A 17751-nucleotide genomic window follows, 5' to 3' on the forward strand; every position below is an offset into this window, starting at 1 on the left:
CACTTTCACACGGTCTTTATTTATTTGGTATCTGTCATTTTAGTTGACAAGACACCAGACCTAACAGCTACTTTACACCTGATTGTAAGAAAAGTCAACTATAACGCACAAAAATCATGCATCAGCATGATTTTGTGTGAATGATTTTATAATATGTCCTTGAAGTAATGTGATACACCAGGATATATACCAGTAAAAATATTATGCTCACCGCTGCAATCGCCATTCCAAAAGTCTTTGCATCTACCACAAGCACCATCCGTAAAAACAGACGAATCACATTACTGGCTACCATCATATGAAGCATTGCTGCTCCAACCGGCAGAAAAAACAGCAGTTTTACCTGGGTCTGAATGGACTTTCTGGCTTCCTTTTCTGTCAGTCCCACATTGGATAAGATCTGGAAACGCCTCTGATCCTCATATCCTTCCGACATTTGCTTGTAATAAATGATCAGCACCGTGGCCATCAGGAACAGCATGGCCAGGAAAATTCCCACAAAGAAAGCTCCTCCATAAATATTATAGAAAAAGTGTCTTTCTTCTGCCTTAAAATGGATTTCCACATCTGTAAGTACTGCATTGACATTTTGTGTGAATAACTCCTGCTGCTCCTTACTTAAAGCTCCATTTGTCTGGTATCCAATATATACATTATAATCTTCATCCTCCTGCTGTCCGACCTGTTCCAGGAAACCGTTGATCTGTGCTTCACTGGCAAATACCAAAATTTCTGATTCAAACAGCGACATGGTGGAGTCTAGCACATAGGATGTGACCCGGTAGTCCACATTGCCTGCCACCGCATACTTTTTTCCAAGGAAATCCAGCACTTCTCCGCTTTTCCATTCTTTATCTGAATTATAAATCAACACCTGATCTTCTGACAGTTTCTCATTGGTTCCCACATATTTATTGTAATCATCCATAGAAAGCAGATAGGTATCAATGCAGGATCCCATATCGGTATACATCATATCCGGATCCGCATATGTCTGCTTTTGTCCATCCTTTCGCAGCATGATTGTCTTGTACTGTCGGTATACTTCTTCTGATGTCTGAATTCCAGATTCCTTCAGTGCACTTCTGATCTGTGTAATCTCCCGCTGTCCCTGTTCTACTCCTGTCACTTTCGATTCTATTTTCACATCAGTTGGATACAGTCTGTTGATATTTTTTTCTCCCAACATCATCAAAGAGCATCCACAAGTCAGCAGCAAAATCACGCCAGTAGATAAGATACAGATGGATGCCAGTCCTGCTGCATTATGCTTCATTCGGAACATCAGATTAGACACACTGATAAAATTTTTCGTTTTATAATAAAACTTCGGATTCTTTTTCAGTCGTTTCAGTATAAAAATACTCCCTGCGGTAAACAGACAATAGGTAGCAAGTACCACCAGTAAGATACTGATAAACAGTGAGCTTATAGCCTCACTGGCCGTTTTGGCCGTAAGTGCCAGATAATATCCTGCTGCCAGTGTCACCACGCCAAGTAAAAAAATCCCTATCTTTACCTTCGGTTCTTTTTCTCCTGTATGATTGCTCTGCAATAAGGTGATCGGATTTCCCACACGAATGGATCTTACATTGTGCAGCAGACAACATGCAAAAATGATACCAAACAACATCATGGTATTTCCAAATGCTTTTGTGGAAAAAAACAGTCCTTCTACCGGTCTCTGCCCTATAATTTTATACAGCATTAACAGCATCAGTTTGTTCAAAAAGGTGCCTGTCATCATTCCCACTGCCATAGAGATCAGCGCATATAGGATCGTTTCTGCTGTCATAATATAAGTAATATTCTTTTTGGACATCCCAAGGACACCGTAAAGTCCCATTTCTTTTTTCCGTCCTTTAATCAGAAACTGGTTCGCATAAAATAAAAACAGCACGGAAAATACTGCAGTGATCTGACTGCTTATATCCAAAATAATGGCAATTGTCTGCGCCCCATAAAAGGCTTCTACCCCTTTGTAGTAAATATAAGGGCAATAGGCCAGAGACTGTAAAATGTAAAAAATCATAACGGTAAATGTTCCTGCCATCAGAAAGGGAATCAGGGTTTTTCTATTTTTTTGCATACCACGAAATACGAGTTTATTTAAAAGCTTATGATTCACTGTCCTCTCCCCCTCTCATCAATACCGTTACCGCATCAAAGATCTTATCCAGCATTTCATTTCTGGTCATATCACCACGATAGATCTGATGGAACACTTCCCCGTCTTTGATGAACATCACACGACTGGCATAACTGGCAGCCACATTACTATGTGTCACCATAAGGATCGTCTGCCCAGATCGGTTGATCTCACAAAGTTGCTGTAACAGATTCGTTGTTGAACGGGAATCCAGTGCCCCGGTCGGCTCGTCAGCCAGCAAAATACTCGGTCTGGTGATCAATGCTCTGGCTACCGCCGTTCTCTGCTTCTGTCCGCCAGATACTTCATAAGGATATTTCTTCAGTAACTGATCAATACCAAGGCTCCTGGCCATCGGTACAACTTTTTGATCCATCGTTTTATGATTCTCTCCTGCCAGTACCAGAGGAAGTCTGATATTATCCTCGATGGTAAAATTATCCAGAAGATTAAAATCCTGAAAGATAAATCCTAGATTCGTTCTCCGAAAAATCGCCCGTTCATCATCCTTTAACGTGCTATAATCCTTGCCACCCACCAGAACCTTTCCAACCGTTGGGGTATCCAGACTGGCCAGGATATTCAGCAATGTTGTCTTTCCACTTCCAGATTCTCCCATGATCGCCACAAACTCTCCCTTTTCCACACTGAAATGAACATCGCGTAATGCAGTGATCTCCTCACCACCCATACGTGTTTTATACACTTTTTTGATATGATTTACTTCTAAGACTGCCATCTCGCATCTCCTTTATCTCTCTTTTTTATCATCATAACAAAAAAGGAAATGTGCTGCCCTTTTTCTGGCTTACATTTCCTCATGGTAATCTTACATTTCTGTAAGGTCTTTCCATTTTACATTCTCCTGTGGCATTGTGATACACATATCGGTTCCTTTTCCTTCTGTGGAAAATACTTCGATCCTATGTCCCAGTTTCTCACAGATTCCTTTGCAAAGATACAGCCCCAGACCACTGGCCTTTTTATCCATCCGTCCGTTGTATCCGGTAAAACCCTTTTCAAAGATTCTCGGCAGGTCTTCACTCCTGATTCCGATTCCGGTATCACGAATGGTAAGGCGTATTCCTTCATCGCCCTTTTCTGCAAAAATTGTGACGCTTCCCTGTCTGGTATATTTTAGTGCATTGGATAATATCTGTTCCAGTACAAAACAGAACCATTTTTCATCCGTAAGCACACGATAGTCCAGATCCCCCAGCTTTATGGCAATATGATTATGAATAAACACAAACGCATATTTTTTTACCGTCTGGCGTACCAGTGCTTCCAACGAATTCCGTTCCAGTACCAAATCGTTACTCATCTCTTCAAAACGCAGATAGTTCAGTGCCATTTCCACATAATTTTCGATCTTAAATAACTCCTGACGACAGTCAGCGGTATCTGTTTCTTCTGACTGCAATAACAGATGCATCGCTGCAATAGGCGTCTTGATCTGATGCGCCCACAGTGCAAAGAAGTCCTGTTTTTCCCGTAAATTTTCCCATTTTTGATTTTCCTCCCGATGATTTCTCTGTAGATTTCTTATCTCTTCCTGATATTCCTCGTTTTTCTTTTTGAAAAAACGGTATTGTATACAGAGAACCATCAGCCATACTGCTATATTCAATGCAATCAGATATATCATATACTCTGTCGGTATGTTATACAGGGCAGACACTCCGAACGTAGTAAGTACTATGACCGGTTCCATACAAAATAAACCTGCATATTCTGTCACAAACCGCTTTCTGCCATTTTTCACTTTCATTCTTCTTTTCCCACCATATATCCGATTCCTCTTTTTGTTCCTATAAAATCTCTCACACCGGCCATTTCCAGCTTCTTGCGGATTCTGGTCACATTTACCGTCAATGTATTATCATCCACGAATTCATCATTTCCCCACAGACGCTCCATGATGGTTTCCCTGCTGACTACTTTTCCCTGTTTCTCCATCAGCGTCTTTAGTATCAGAAATTCATTCTTCGTCAGTTCCACTCTTTTTCCACTGACAGATCCGCTGGTGTCATCCAGATTCAGACATACTTCCCCACATTCCAGAGTATGGGATGTCAGGTCTGCTCCATAACTTCTGCGCAGCACCGCCTGCAGCTTTGCCGTAAGTACCTGCAGATCAAAGGGCTTTGAAATGAAATCATCCCCGCCCATGTTCATTGCCATCACAATATTCATATTATCATCCACCGAGGACAGGAACACAATCGGCACCCTGGAATTTTTTCGGATCTGGGAACACCAATAAAAGCCATTATAATAAGGCAGCTTGATATCCATAATGATAATATCCGGCTGAAAATCGGTTGCTTCCTCATCAATCTTTTCAAAGTCTTTGGCACACCTGACCTGCATCTGCCAGGTCATGAGATGGTCTGCCACTGACTTTGCAATCACCGGATCATCTTCTACGATCAATACTTTATTCAACTTTTCATCCCTCCCTGCTTATCTTTTTCTTAAATCCGCAATTTACATCTAGCATAACACTTGCTATACTAACAGCGCAAGAAAAGAAAAAGGAATGATTTATATGAAACGAATTGATTTTGAAAATGGAACCATAACTGGAAATATTTTGGGGGCTGGTCTTCCCATGCTGGTGGCCCAGCTTTTAAATCTCTTGTATAACGTGGTGGATCGTATCTACATTGCACGTATTCCCGGAGAGGGAACGGCTGCCCTTGGCGCTGTCGGTCTGTGTTTTCCACTGATTGTCATTATCACCGCCTTTGCCAACCTGTTCGGCAGCGGCGGTGCTCCGTTGTTTTCTATTTACAGAGGAAAAAAGAAAGAACCGGAAGCAGTCTGCATTATGAATACTTCCTTCACCATGTTGTCTGCCAGTGCTCTGATCCTGCTGGTGATTGGTCTGTGTTTTGCCCGCCCGCTTTTAATCCTGTTCGGTGCATCTTCAGAAGCCCTGACTTATGCTCTGCCGTATCTGATGGTTTACCTGATCGGCACACTTCCATCCATGTTATCCGTAGGTATGAATCCTTTTATTAATGCACAGGGCTATTCTGTCATCGGTATGATCTCCGTAGCCATCGGTGCAGTAGCTAATATGCTTCTGGATCCGCTGTTTATTTTCGTTCTGGGATTTGGCATTCGCGGTGCTGCCATTGCAACTGTGATCTCGCAGGTTCTGTCCGCGGTTTTTGTCCTCTATTTCCTTACCCGAAAATCAGAACTAAAGGTAAGACTGCTTCATAAAAGTGAAGTTCCGAAATGTCTGGGCTATGCAAAAAATATCACCAGCCTGGGAACTGCCGGATTTATCATGCAGATTACCAACAGCCTGGTAACGATCTGCTGTAATAACGTGCTTTCCGTTACCGGTGGTGATATCTACATTTCTGTCATGACAATTGTATCCAGTGTACGCCAGCTGGTCGAGACACCAATCTATGCTATGAATGAAGGAACTTCACCTATCTTAAGCTACAATTACGGTGCTGTCCGTCCAGCACGGGTGCGGAAGGCCATCCTGGTTTTGGGCATGATGATTCTCGCTTATACAGCTGTGATGTGGAGTCTGATCATCCTGGTTCCGGGTACTCTGATTCGCGTCTTTACTTCAGATACTTCTCTGGTTCAGGACACTATTCCGGCATTGAATCAGTATTTTGCAGCCTTTATTTTCATGGATCTGCAGTATATCGGCCAGACTGTATTCAAATCTCTGAACAAAAAGAAGCAGGCGATCTTCTTCTCCCTGCTTCGTAAAGTCTTTATTGTGGTACCGCTCACCTATCTGATGCCATATGCACTGCACATGGGAACCAGAGGTGTATTCCTGGCCGAACCGGTGTCTAATATCATCGGTGGAAGCCTCTGCTTTATCACAATGCTGTGCATTGTACTTCCGGAACTGAAACGTATGGAGAAGTAATCTTCTCCATACGGCCAGCCCAGTACACAATTCCCAGTTTTCCATTATCTTAAGATGTTTCTCTCTTCAATTCTATCAGTTCATGACCTATTCCTTCCCTCTGAAAACATGGTTCTATATACAACTTATAGATTTCTGTTTCCTTCATTTGCAGGAATCCTCTGATTAGTCCGTCATCATATACATAAAGGTTCTGGTATACTTCTTTCCTTTTCAGATACTGCTCTATGAACGATACTACCTGCAATTCTCCGAAGGAATAGGATTCATCTTTGAATATTGGCAGATAATTGATTCTGTTATTGAATACAAAAATTTCAGCAATTCTTGATAAATCTTTAGTCTGTGCACTACTGATAAAATATCAGCATTATTGCTGACAAGAACCACCTAGGCTCGAAATAGCCTTTACAGCCACTTTCGAATATAAAATCACCTTCAGGCTGTTCTTTTGGTAGATCATTGCCTGAAGGTGAACTTTTTATTACATATAGGTTACTGTTTCTGTCAGCTCTTTTCTGCTGTTATGATTTGGAAGTGCTTTTGTTCCTTCTACTGCAATTCCAAGATCCAGCAGCATCAGGACTTCTTCGTCTTCTGGAAGATTAAGTGCCTGTGCCAGTTCATCTGGATTAAAAAAATTGATCCAGCAGCTGTCAACGCCTTCATTATAAGCTGCCAGCAGCATATGTGTTGCTACAATGCTGGCATCCTCGATTCCCGAATCTCTTTTTTCACCCGGATAAGTAAATACATTGTTTTTATTATAAGCTACCACTAAAACCACCGGTGCACCATATCGGCAAGGTGTCACTTTATCAATGGCAGCTAATCCGTTCTCAGACTGTACCACATAAATATGCTGTTCCTGAAGATTTTTTGCTGTGGGAGCAACACGTCCTGCTTCCAAAATCTTATCCAGTTTTTCCTCTCATTGGTGTTAAAAAAGATCCAGCATATTATCCAGGTAGATTTTTTCCCTGACATGGATCTGATATTCCGGTCTGGTCATATAATATAACAGGAATTCCAGAATCAGTGCGCTTCCAAGCCCCCGGCCTTCGATCTTAAAATCAGAAAATCCCATCGGCCGATACACATCTTTGATGTCTGCCACACTGATAAATCCTGGATTCGTCATTGCTTTGGAAAACAGATATCCGCCTTCTGCCCCAGGTGCATGGCAATCATGTTCCGGGCAGCTTTCTCCCAGATTTTTCCGGCTGACGGATTCGTAACAGACTTTTCTGTCTTTGCAGCCAAACCAGCAGCATTCATTGCACAGGAATTCTACTTTTTCTTTCTGGCTGTCACTCATCCGATTCAATTTGTCAAACATTTTGTTCAGGCGAAAATCCGGTACGACATAGCGGAATTCTTCCCGATTCACTTCCTCCAGAAACCGTTGAAAATCAGTCAAGACTTTTGTTGTCGAAGAAACAAAATAAAGATCTTGATACATATTCTGCAAATAGTCCAATAGCAACTCTGAATGAAGAATCACTCCATTTTTTACTTCCGTTTGTTTTTCAAACAACTCACATAATGCATTACATTTCCGATCCTGCAGATGTTCCTTCCTCAAAAGTGAATTGCTGAATGTCAGTCTGGCAGATATCTTATATTCCTGCATTAATGCCAGCACTTTTTGTGGATCTGCATCTCCAAACGAGGTACGTCCTCCACCCCAGATACAGTCAGATGGTGCTCCGTATATCGACCCAATCTCGCACCAATCATAAAAGTATTCCCTGTGCTCTCGGAATACTGGCAGAAAGACTCGATAAAGTTCATAAAATTCAAATAATCCTGGAAGATGATAGTATATCTTCTTATCTGTTATTTTGTTCACCCCATCCCATGCATAATTCGTATAACATAATCTAATTACACTGAATGTAACACAGAAAAAGTACCTGTGCAAATATAATTTCTTATTTTATTCTAAACACTATTTCGTTATAATAAAGGAAATACTGAGGAGGTTTTTCATATGAAAGTTGTCGTAGCAATTGATTCATTAAAAGGAAGTTTAAGTTCTATAAAAGCCGGTATGGCGATCAGAGATGGAGTTCTTGCCGCAAAACCAGATGCGGAAGTGATTGTAAAACCACTGGCTGACGGCGGGGAAGGCACGACAGATGCCCTGATTGAAGGAATGAACGGGAAACGAATAGATCTGACTGTTACCGGTCCGATGGGCACTCCGGTTAATGCTTATTATGGATATCTTGCAGACTGTCATACAGCCGTTATGGAAATGGCATCCGCCGCTGGGATCACGCTCGTCCCGGCTGCAGAGAAAAATCCTCTTCTTGCTACCAGCTACGGCGTCGGCGAAATGATGAACGACGCTCTCCAGAAGGGCTGCCGCAATTTCATCATTGGCATCGGTGGAAGCGCCACTAATGACGGCGGCATCGGAATGTTAAAAGCACTTGGCGTACGTTTTTTTGATGAAAACGGGGAGGATACCGGCGAAGGCGGACAGGCTCTGGCAAGAGTGGCACAGATCGATGTTTCCGGTTTGAATCCACTTTTAAAAGAATGCCATATTCAGGTTGCCTGTGATGTAAATAATCCACTTTGTGGTGAAAATGGCTCCACTTATGTGTATGGTCCGCAAAAGGGGGTAACTGAAAATATGAAAAAACAGTTAGATGAAGATATGACGCATTTCGCCATGGTCACATCAGAGACTCTTGGGAATGATTATCATGATACTCCAGGCGCCGGTGCCGCCGGAGGTCTCGGATTCGCATTCCTCTCCTATATCGGTGCAACGCTGACCCCCGGCATTAAACTGATTCTGGATGCGGTTAGACTGGAACAGGAACTCCCAAATACCGACATTGTAGTTACCGGAGAAGGTTGTCTGGATTTTCAGACTGCCATGGGGAAGGCTCCTGTAGGCGTTGCCAGACTAGCCAAGAAATACCATGCAAAGGTGATCGCATTTGCCGGAAGTGTTACAAAAGAAGCTTCCGCCTGTAATAAAGAGGGAATTGATGCGTTCTTCCCGATCCTGCGAAGCGTCTGTACATTAGAGGAAGCTGTGGATCCTGCCAATGCAAGAGCAAATTTGACTGCAACTGTCGAGCAGGTATTCCGACTGCTTTAAACGAAAGGGACCTGTGCGGTCCCTTTTTCTGTATCTGCTATTTTAGTACTACTTCATTCAATTGATTCCAGAAACGGTAATAGCTGCCCTTTTTCTCCAGCAGCTCTTCGTGTGTTCCTTCTTCTTCTACTCCGTCCTCGGAAAGTACCAGAATCCGGTCGTAGTCTTTAATGGTTGTCAATCTATGGGCTATGGTAATCGTCGTTCTGCCTTTTGCCAGCTTATTCAGACTCTGCCCCACCAACAGCTCACTTTCATTATCCAGTGCACTGGTTGCTTCATCCAGAATCAGTATCCGCGGATTCTTTAAAAATACTCTTGCTATGGAGATCCGCTGTTTCTGCCCACCGGACAGCTTCACCCCCCGTTCTCCCACATAGGTATCATAGCCGTCTTTTAAGTCCATTATGAATTCATCTGCCCCTGCCAGTCTGGCCGCTTCTCTGATTTCTTCCATAGTGGCATCCGTTTTCCCATAAGCAATATTCTCTGCCACACTTCCGCTGAACAGATAGACATCCTGCTGCACCACACCGATAGCCGCCCGAAGGCTCTTCAGTGTCACGGAGCTGATATTCTGTCCATCAATATCGATCTCACCACTGGTCACCTCATAGAATCTTGGAATCAGATTGCACAAGGTTGTTTTTCCGCCACCGGATGATCCAACCAATGCCACGCGTTCTCCCGGTGCAATATAAAGAGACAGATTCTTTAATACCTGATTATGGTCATCCGGATACTCAAAGGAAACATTTTTGAAATCAATGGCTCCTTCTTTCAACTGGAGCGGCACTGCATCCGGTGCATCCTGAATCTCAATCGGTGCATCCATAATCTCGAAAAAACGCTCAATACCTGTCATACCTCTCTGGAACTGCTCTGCGAATTCCACAATTCTTCGAATCGTTGCAATCAGAGTGGATACGTACATCACATACGCTACCAGATCTCCCGGTGAGATTGCACCACGGATTACGAACAGTCCTCCTCCCAGCACAACCAGCAAATACATCAGTCCATCAAAGAGTCTTGTGGACGCCTGAAATGCCGCCATTGCCTTATAGGTCAGCTTTTTGATATGTTGAAATTCCTGATTGCCCCGGGTAAATTTCGCTTTTTCCCGTTCTTCTACAGCAAAAGCCTTTACCACCCGTTCTCCCAGAAGAGAATCTTCGATCTGTGCATTTAACTCCCCAATCTGCACTCTCTGTCTTCGGAATGTCTCTCTCTGCCAATGATTCAGCTTGATGGAAACTACCGTCATAAGCGGAACGCATGCGAAAATAATCACCGTAAGCGCCACATTATACGTACATAAAATAATAAAGCTTACCACAAATTTCAATCCGGCAATAAAAAACTCTTCCGGACAATGATGGGCAAATTCCGTTACATCAAACAAATCGTTGGTAATCCGCCCCATAATCTGTCCAATCTTCGTATTGGAATAATAGGTATAGCCCAGCTTCAGCAGATGGTCAAAGGCGTCTTCTCTCATATCTGTTTCAATATAGACCCCCATCACATGTCCCATATCTGCCATGAAATACTGTGCTCCTGCATCAATCAGCCTGAGTACAAAATACAGAAATGTCAGTTTCAGTACCAACGATACGGTAAGCGCTGCCAGATCCGTCATTGCCAGATTAGTGATGGTGCGCAAAATCAGCGGCAATACCAGATCGCAGAGACAGGTCAGTGCTGCACAGAAAAGATCCAACAGGACTGTTTTTAAATACTTTCTTTCATAAGGCCAGAATCTCTTTATCAAATGCCAGGTGCTTCTTTTGTGTTCATTTGTGTTCATATACATATCCCTCAATTACTTTTTTCTTCTGGAATTCTTATTTCTGAACGCCAGACTGTATTTCATTCTATCACAAAATCCAAATTTTTCCACTTTCATAAAAGAAAAATGCCTCTTTCTGCTATGCTTCATCAAATACCTCGTCTCGCGTAATATTCTGTGCCCACTTGCCCTGCCTGTAATGGTGAAATACCCATGGCCATTTTACAAATTCATCGGTACACAGCAGAAAATATACCCAAAGCACCGGGAGCTTCCATACAAATGCTACAAGAAATCCCAGGGGCACTGCATAGCACCACATATCGATGGTATCACAGATCAGCCCGAATCTGGTATCTCCTCCTGCACGGAATACTCCGGCAATCAGTGCCGTATTCACCGCAGATCCCATAATATAATAGGTATTGATCAGCAGCATAATTTTAAGATATTGCATTGCTGTTTCATTTAGTGACGCAAAATGTAAAACAAACGGTGTCACTGTCAGTACTATCAGTCCTCCGACCGCTCCGGCGATGACTGTCATCTTCAGCATCCTGGATGCATACTCTTTTGACTTTTCCAGATCTCCTTTGCCCATGATATTGCCAAGCAGAATCGTTCCCGAGCTGGCAATGGCAAAGCAGAATACCGAACCGATATTTCTCACTACGGTAACCAGAGAATTGGCAGCTACCACATCGGTGGAAAGATGGCCCAGTATCACAGAATACATGGCAAATCCCACACTCCAAGATACATCACTTCCCAGCGCCGGCAGAGACAGACGGATAAAGTCTTTCAGCAATACCTTGCTGTGGATAAACATATAGGACAGCTTTAACTTCACATCTTTGCTGAAAAGGGAAACGATAAAACATCCAGTGAGCTCCACTGCTCTGGATGATGCCGTTGCAATAGCCACTCCCACAACTCCCAGCTTTGGTGCACCAAACAATCCAAAAATAAATACCGCATTCAGGATAATGTTCATCCCAAAAGCCAGAACATTCAGTACCATACTGACGGTTACTCTTCCCACACTGCGCAAAATCGACAGATACACCTCTGTCACGCCCCAGCACAGATAAGTAATTCCCATGATTCTGAGATAAGAGGAACCTATGCTAATCAGCTCTGGATCTGATGTAAAAAGCTGCATCATATATTGCGGCATCAGAAAGGCAAATAACGCAACGATTCCCGAAATAGCCAATGAAAACCGCAAAGTAATTCCTTCTATGGCATGAATCGCATCTATGTTATTCCTTCCAAAATACTGGGCACATAAAAGAGATGCCCCTGTTCCCAGACCATAATATACCATAAATAAAACATTGGAATAATTGGCTGCCAGAGACACCGCCGATATAGATGACTGTCCTACATAATTCAACATAATGACATCTGCTGAATTCACTGCTGCACTTAAAAGATTCTGAATAATAATCGGAATCGTCAGTCGGATCATCTGCTGGTAAAATTCATCTTTATTTCTATCTGTTTTTCTCATAGCTCACACTCTCTGTATTTTTTGTCTCTGCAACCAGTTTCGCTGTCTTCTTTTTTGTTCCGCTTGCACTGAAATATGCTACCAGTCTTTTACTCATCGCTATATCCTCCTTTGAACATTTTATTTGCATCATTATTATAAATCTTTTTTCATCAACATGCTCAAATAAGAAATCCTTGTCGTATCTTCCATAGAATAGCCTAATCTTTGCAATACTTCCTCCAGTTCCTTCAATGCTTCTGTTTTTTCTTCTTCCGCATCCACAATCTTTTCCAATTCCAGGTACTCCCCCAGATTCTTTACCCTGTCCACACAGGCCGTGATCTTTTGTTTATAAAAATTCTGACGTTCTTTCTCCACTGCCGGAACCGGAGTGAATCCGATACTTTCCAAAATCTCTCTGGCAATCTCCGAATCTCCCACTTCTGTCTCCAGTTCTTTTCTGGTCATGGAGCAGTTGTCTGTCTTAGCACCCTTAAACGTAATCACAGAAGATGTTTCTCCTGTGGATAAATTGCGAATGCTGCGAATCCGAAGTGCTTCATCCATCTTTTCAAAATCATGATGCTTGGATGTGTAATAAATATCTGATTCTGATACCAGATCTCCCTGTTTAAAATCAATAGCACGCAAGTCTTCCATCAGCTTATCTCTGTCACGGATCTTTAATTTAATCTCTACTTCAATACTCATATCTGCTCGCTTTCATCTCAATGTTCAAAAACGCCTGTGTATTTTCACACAGACGCTTTGTTTTAGACACCATGCGGATTAATTCATGCTTATGCGCTTAGTATCTTATATTAACTTCATCACATCGCTGAATAGTACCACCACCATAAGCACCATCAACGCCATCAGTCCGATAAAATGTACCATACCTTCTTTTTCCGGATTGATACGTTTTCCACGAATCAGTTCCAGAATCAGGAATACAAGACGTCCACCATCCAGTGCCGGCAGTGGAAGAAGGTTCATAACTCCCAGGTTGGCCGACAGAAGAATGGCAATATTCAGCATATTGATAAAGACTGCATACCAGCTGATCTGGACACTCTCTGTGTAAGTCTCACCGATCATATCCACCACGCCAACAGGACCGGACATGTCTTTCACACCCACCTGTCCTTTTACCAACATCTTCAAACTCTGCAGGGTAATGTCGATCCAGTATTTTACTTCATAGACACCGTAAAACAGCGTCTTACCTATACCGCCTTTGATATATCCACTGTTCATGGACAGTCCCAGAAGCTGTCTGCCATCCTCTGTCGCCTTCGGCTCCAATGTGGTGACATAGGTCTCTCCATCCCGTTCATAAGTAACAGTAACTGTCTCTCCCTGATGGAAAGACACATAATTGCTTACCTCTCTTGCCAGCTGAATGTGCTTTCCATTCATCTGAGTAATCACATCTCCGGTCTGAATACCGGCTTCCTGTGCTGGGAAACCATCTGTAGCATCCCTTACGACTGCCGGATCATAACCAACACATGCCGTAATAATTACGGCTGCCACAAATGCCATAATGAAGTTAAAAATCGGTCCTGCTGCAATCACAGAAATCCTTGCCAGCGCAGACTTGCTTCCAAAGGATCCTTCTTCTCCTGCTGCCTCATCTTCTCCCAGCATCATGCAGGAACCGCCAAACGGCAATAGCTTCCAGGAATATCTGGTTCCGTGCCACACCTTGCTTAAAAGTCTTGGTCCCATACCGAGAGAAAATTCCACAACAGTGACTCCATTCGCTTTTGCCAGTAAAAAATGTCCAAGTTCATGGAAAATAATGATCAGACTGAAGATAATCAGTGCTATCAGAATGCTCAATCTACCACCTGCTTTCAATAAATTCATAAGTTGCTTTCTCTGTATCGAGAATGTCCTCTATTGTAGGCTGCTGCTGTACCTTATGATGCTCCATACTTTCGATAATAATCTGATAAATATCTGTGAATCCAATCTCTCTGTGCAGGAACTTGCTGACTGCCCGCTCATTTGCCGCATTGAAAACCGTCGGCATAGATCCACCTATTCTGGACGCCTGTAATGCCAGCGGTAATCCAAGAAAAGTCTCCATGTCCGGCTTTTCAAACGTAATCTGTCCCAGCTTCGCGAAATCCAGACGTTCTCCAGTCAGATAACGACGGTCTGGATAGTACAGTGCATACTGAATTGGCAGCTTCATATCCGGCGTACCCAGCTGTGCGATCACTGCCCCATCCACAAACTGTACCATGGAATGGATCACACTCTGCGGCTGTACCACTACCTCGATCTGATCCAGATCTACATGAAACAGCCATTTTGCCTCCATAACCTCAAGGCCCTTATTTACCAGTGTAGCAGAATCAATGGTAATCTTCTGTCCCATTGCCCAGTTGGGATGCTTCAGGGCATCTTCCACTTTTACCTTTTCCAGATCTGCTCTCTTCTTTCCACGGAACGGACCACCGGACGCAGTAATCAACAGTTTATCAATCTGCTCATGATGTTCTCCGTTCAGCGACTGGAAGATGGCGCTGTGTTCACTGTCCACCGGCAGGATCCTGACATTATGTTCTTTCGCCAGCGGCATAATAATATGTCCGGCAGTCACCAGTGTCTCTTTATTTGCCAGAGCAATATCCTTGCCTGCCTTGATTGCTTCTACAGTAGGACGGATACCGATCATTCCCACAATAGCCGTTACCAGAACTTCCACTTCCGGCAGTGTGGAGATCTCAATCAAACCATCCATGCCTGTCACGATCTTCACATCCATATCACTGACTGCCGTCTTTAATTTCCTTGCTGCTTCTTCTTCCCATACTGCCACTACACGCGGAGAGAACTCCCGAATCTGCTTTTCCAGAAGCTCTACATTGCGTCCTGCTGCCAGTGCAGCAATCTTCAGATCTCCATTGGCTCTGACTACTTCCAGAGTCTGTGTTCCTATGGACCCGGTCGAACCGAGCACTGCGATTGTCTTCATAATTCTTACCTCTATATCATCTCATAAACTTGTGTTTTTTTTAATGAATGAATGTACTTGCCAGAAAATAAATAATCGGTGCGGTAAAAATCACACTGTCAAAACGGTCCAGAATTCCGCCATGTCCAGGGATCAATGTACCATAATCCTTGATCTCATGATTTCTCTTAATTGCAGATGCCGCCAGGTCTCCTACCATGGAAATCAAAGCTCCCACGGCACAGATCACTGCATACATCACTACCTGATTCTCTGCCTGAAGATATTTCCCGACCACCGCTGCATAGATTGCTCCCAGAATGGCAGCACCCACTACGCCACCTACAGCTCCTTCTACAGACTTTTTCGGGCTGAGGATCGGAGACATCTTATGCTTTCCGATCAGCATACCAACACAGTAGGCACAGGTGTCACAGCCCCAGGAGCACAGGAAAATCAGCCATACCAGATAAGCACCGTCTGTAAGATTTCTTGTCTGGTAAATATAAGACAGCATCACACTGACATATACTACCCCAAAAAAAGCTCCCATCACCTGCTCACTTTGATACTTCGGAAAGGTAAATACATATACGAATAGAAATGCCACCAAAATAAAGATCAGCAGAATCGTACTGTAATTCTCCAACTTCAAAAGAAGCATTCCATAGTAAACAACCGTCGCCAGATAGCCGGTCACCGCCAGTCCCATTGCGTCTTTCTTCTGGATCCTGGCTGCACGATACAGTTCTCCCAGTCCGATCAGTGAAATGGCAAGCAGTGTGCCAAACAATACATATCCACCGGATATGATCGTCAGGAGCGCCAGTGCCACCAGAATAATTCCACTTCGAAGTCTTACACCAAACATATTATTTTTCCTCTATGACGCCGCCATACCGGCGCTCTCTCTTATTGTATTTTTCAATTGCCTGCCATAAATTCTCTTTGGTAAAAGCCGGCCATGGAATGTCTGTAAAATAGAATTCTGTATAAGCCAGCTGCCACATCAGATAATTGGATAGACGCAGTTCTCCACTTGTACGGATCAGCAGATCCGGATCCGGCACTTCTCTGGTATCCAGATAGCCGGAAAACATCTCTTCTGTAATCTCTTCCGGTTTTACCCTGCCATCCAGACAGTCTGTAGCCAGATGACGGATAGCACGGACAATCTCATCTCTGCTTCCGTAATTAATAGCAATCTGAAAATTCAGTCCGGTATTATCCTTAGAACTATCCACCAGCTTCTTCAGGCTCTCCTGCAGGTCCGGATCCAGTGCTGTCGGATCGCCAAGTACACGCACCTTCATGTTATTCTTCTGTGCAGTCTTGATGCAAGTCTTCGTATAACTGCGGAACAGGCGCATCAGTCCATCCACTTCTTCCTTTGACCTCTTCCAGTTCTCTGTGGAAAACAGATAAACGGTCAGATATTTAATCCCTATATTATACGCATCTTCACAGATGACTTCCAGATTCTTGGCTCCTCTGGAATGTCCGTAGTTTCTCGGCATTCCCTTACTCTTCGCCCATCTTCCGTTGCCATCCAATATGATAGCCACATGCTGTGGAATCCGCAAAGCTTCTCTTCCTTCTTCCATATAACCTCCTGTAACAACAAAGAACAAAGGCTGCCGCAGACATCCATCTGCCGCAGCCGTGTATCTTTTGTGCTCTGTTTCAAGACTCTTTCTCTCTTGTATCTGTACTCTGCTCTCAGACATGAGCCAGTTTTTCTTATACAGTCATGATTTCCTTGGACTTTTCATCAATTGCTTTATCTACTTCCTTGATGTACTTGTCAGTCAGCTTCTGAACCTGCTCTTCCAGTTCCTTAATGGTATCTTCTGATACATCTGAACCTTTCAGTTTCTTAAATGCATCATTGGCATCACGACGGATATTTCTCACTGCTACTTTGGCAGCTTCCCCTTTTTTCTTAACTTCTTTTGCCAGATCCTTTCTGCGCTCCTCTGTCAGTTCCGGGAATACCAGGCGTATTACCTTACCGTCGTTGGTAGGATTGATTCCAAGATCGGAAGACATGATTGCTTTCTCGATTGCCTTAAGCATGCTGCTCTCCCATGGCTGAATCTGAATCATGCGTGGTTCCGGTACGTTCACATTACCCACCTGCTGAATCGGTGTCGGGGATCCGTAATAATCTACCATAATACGGTCCAGTACATGTGGATTCGCACGGCCTGCTCTGATAGAACCAAACTCGGAAAGCAGGTTGTTGTAAGTCTTTGTCATCTTCTCATCATATATTTTAATTCTCTCGTCCATCTCTGTCCTCCTGATTACTCT

Annotated in this window: 17 protein-coding genes; 2 read left to right on the forward strand and 15 right to left on the reverse strand. The window is 43.4% G+C overall.

The window, feature by feature from the left end; all coding sequences use genetic code 11:
* Window positions 1-121: 121 nt before the first annotated feature.
* From H8716_RS10670 to H8716_RS10685, 4 genes are all read right to left on the reverse strand, one after another.
* The gene (locus H8716_RS10670) at window positions 122-2128 is read right to left on the reverse strand and encodes an ABC transporter permease (protein WP_249308820.1); all 2007 of its coding nucleotides are present in this window, start codon (window positions 2126-2128) and stop codon (window positions 122-124) included.
* Window positions 2118-2888 (reverse strand): ABC transporter ATP-binding protein, encoded by a 771-nt coding sequence (locus tag H8716_RS10675; RefSeq protein ID WP_249308821.1) that lies wholly within the window; start codon window positions 2886-2888, stop codon window positions 2118-2120. The genes H8716_RS10670 and H8716_RS10675 overlap by 11 nt, the downstream gene beginning before the upstream one ends.
* A 90-nt stretch (window positions 2889-2978) precedes the next feature.
* On the reverse strand, window positions 2979-3920 hold the full coding sequence (locus H8716_RS10680) for a sensor histidine kinase (protein WP_249308822.1): 942 nt from the start codon (window positions 3918-3920) through the stop codon (window positions 2979-2981).
* Complete coding sequence (locus H8716_RS10685) at window positions 3917-4597, reverse strand: response regulator transcription factor (RefSeq protein WP_249308823.1); 681 nt, start codon at window positions 4595-4597, stop codon at window positions 3917-3919. Before H8716_RS10685 ends, H8716_RS10680 begins: the two co-directional genes overlap by 4 nt.
* Before the next feature lie 103 nt (window positions 4598-4700).
* Here H8716_RS10685 and H8716_RS10690 point away from each other — a divergent pair, with 103 nt between their 5' ends.
* Entirely contained in the window at window positions 4701-6062 is a 1362-nt protein-coding gene (locus H8716_RS10690) for an MATE family efflux transporter (protein ID WP_249308824.1), read from the forward strand.
* Window positions 6063-6111: 49 nt separating this feature from the next.
* On the opposite strand, the gene H8716_RS17885 is transcribed toward H8716_RS10690, so the two are convergent.
* The 3 genes from H8716_RS17885 to H8716_RS10700 form a co-directional block, all read right to left on the reverse strand.
* The gene (locus H8716_RS17885; RefSeq protein WP_334299712.1) at window positions 6112-6309 is read right to left on the reverse strand and encodes a GNAT family N-acetyltransferase; all 198 of its coding nucleotides are present in this window, start codon (window positions 6307-6309) and stop codon (window positions 6112-6114) included.
* A 237-nt stretch (window positions 6310-6546) separates the two neighbouring features.
* Window positions 6547-6984, reverse strand: a complete 438-nt coding sequence (locus tag H8716_RS10695) for a nitroreductase family protein (protein ID WP_330606585.1) — start codon at window positions 6982-6984, stop codon at window positions 6547-6549.
* Between the two features lie 18 nt (window positions 6985-7002).
* On the reverse strand, window positions 7003-7905 hold the full coding sequence (locus H8716_RS10700) for a hypothetical protein (protein WP_249308871.1): 903 nt from the start codon (window positions 7903-7905) through the stop codon (window positions 7003-7005).
* A 150-nt stretch (window positions 7906-8055) separates the two neighbouring features.
* Between H8716_RS10700 and H8716_RS10705 the strand changes: the two genes are divergently transcribed.
* The gene (locus H8716_RS10705; RefSeq protein WP_249308825.1) at window positions 8056-9183 is read left to right on the forward strand and encodes a glycerate kinase family protein; all 1128 of its coding nucleotides are present in this window, start codon (window positions 8056-8058) and stop codon (window positions 9181-9183) included.
* A 37-nt stretch (window positions 9184-9220) separates the two neighbouring features.
* Here H8716_RS10705 and H8716_RS10710 read toward each other — a convergent pair whose 3' ends face one another.
* The 8 genes from H8716_RS10710 to frr form a co-directional block, all read right to left on the reverse strand.
* The gene (locus H8716_RS10710) at window positions 9221-10993 is read right to left on the reverse strand and encodes an ABC transporter ATP-binding protein (RefSeq protein ID WP_249308826.1); all 1773 of its coding nucleotides are present in this window, start codon (window positions 10991-10993) and stop codon (window positions 9221-9223) included.
* Between the two features lie 121 nt (window positions 10994-11114).
* A complete protein-coding gene (locus tag H8716_RS10715) occupies window positions 11115-12488 on the reverse strand; it encodes an MATE family efflux transporter (RefSeq protein ID WP_249308827.1) in 1374 nt (457 codons plus the stop codon).
* A gap of 135 nt (window positions 12489-12623) precedes the next feature.
* Complete coding sequence (gene cyaB / locus H8716_RS10720) at window positions 12624-13181, reverse strand: class IV adenylate cyclase (protein ID WP_249308828.1); 558 nt, start codon at window positions 13179-13181, stop codon at window positions 12624-12626.
* Between the two features lie 105 nt (window positions 13182-13286).
* A complete protein-coding gene (rseP, locus tag H8716_RS10725) occupies window positions 13287-14315 on the reverse strand; it encodes an RIP metalloprotease RseP (RefSeq protein WP_249308872.1) in 1029 nt (342 codons plus the stop codon).
* A gap of 1 nt (window position 14316) precedes the next feature.
* The gene (locus tag H8716_RS10730) at window positions 14317-15459 is read right to left on the reverse strand and encodes a 1-deoxy-D-xylulose-5-phosphate reductoisomerase (protein ID WP_249308829.1); all 1143 of its coding nucleotides are present in this window, start codon (window positions 15457-15459) and stop codon (window positions 14317-14319) included.
* A gap of 40 nt (window positions 15460-15499) precedes the next feature.
* Complete coding sequence (locus tag H8716_RS10735) at window positions 15500-16309, reverse strand: phosphatidate cytidylyltransferase (RefSeq protein ID WP_249308830.1); 810 nt, start codon at window positions 16307-16309, stop codon at window positions 15500-15502.
* Window position 16310: 1 nt separating this feature from the next.
* Window positions 16311-17021 (reverse strand): isoprenyl transferase, encoded by a 711-nt coding sequence (locus H8716_RS10740; RefSeq protein ID WP_249308873.1) that lies wholly within the window; start codon window positions 17019-17021, stop codon window positions 16311-16313.
* A gap of 157 nt (window positions 17022-17178) precedes the next feature.
* Entirely contained in the window at window positions 17179-17730 is a 552-nt protein-coding gene (gene frr, locus H8716_RS10745) for a ribosome recycling factor (RefSeq protein WP_249308831.1), read from the reverse strand.
* Window positions 17731-17751: the final 21 nt, after the last annotated feature.

The sequence above is a fragment of the Jingyaoa shaoxingensis genome (assembly GCF_014385005.1).
Taxonomy (GTDB): Bacteria; Bacillota; Clostridia; order Lachnospirales; family Lachnospiraceae; genus Marvinbryantia; species Marvinbryantia shaoxingensis.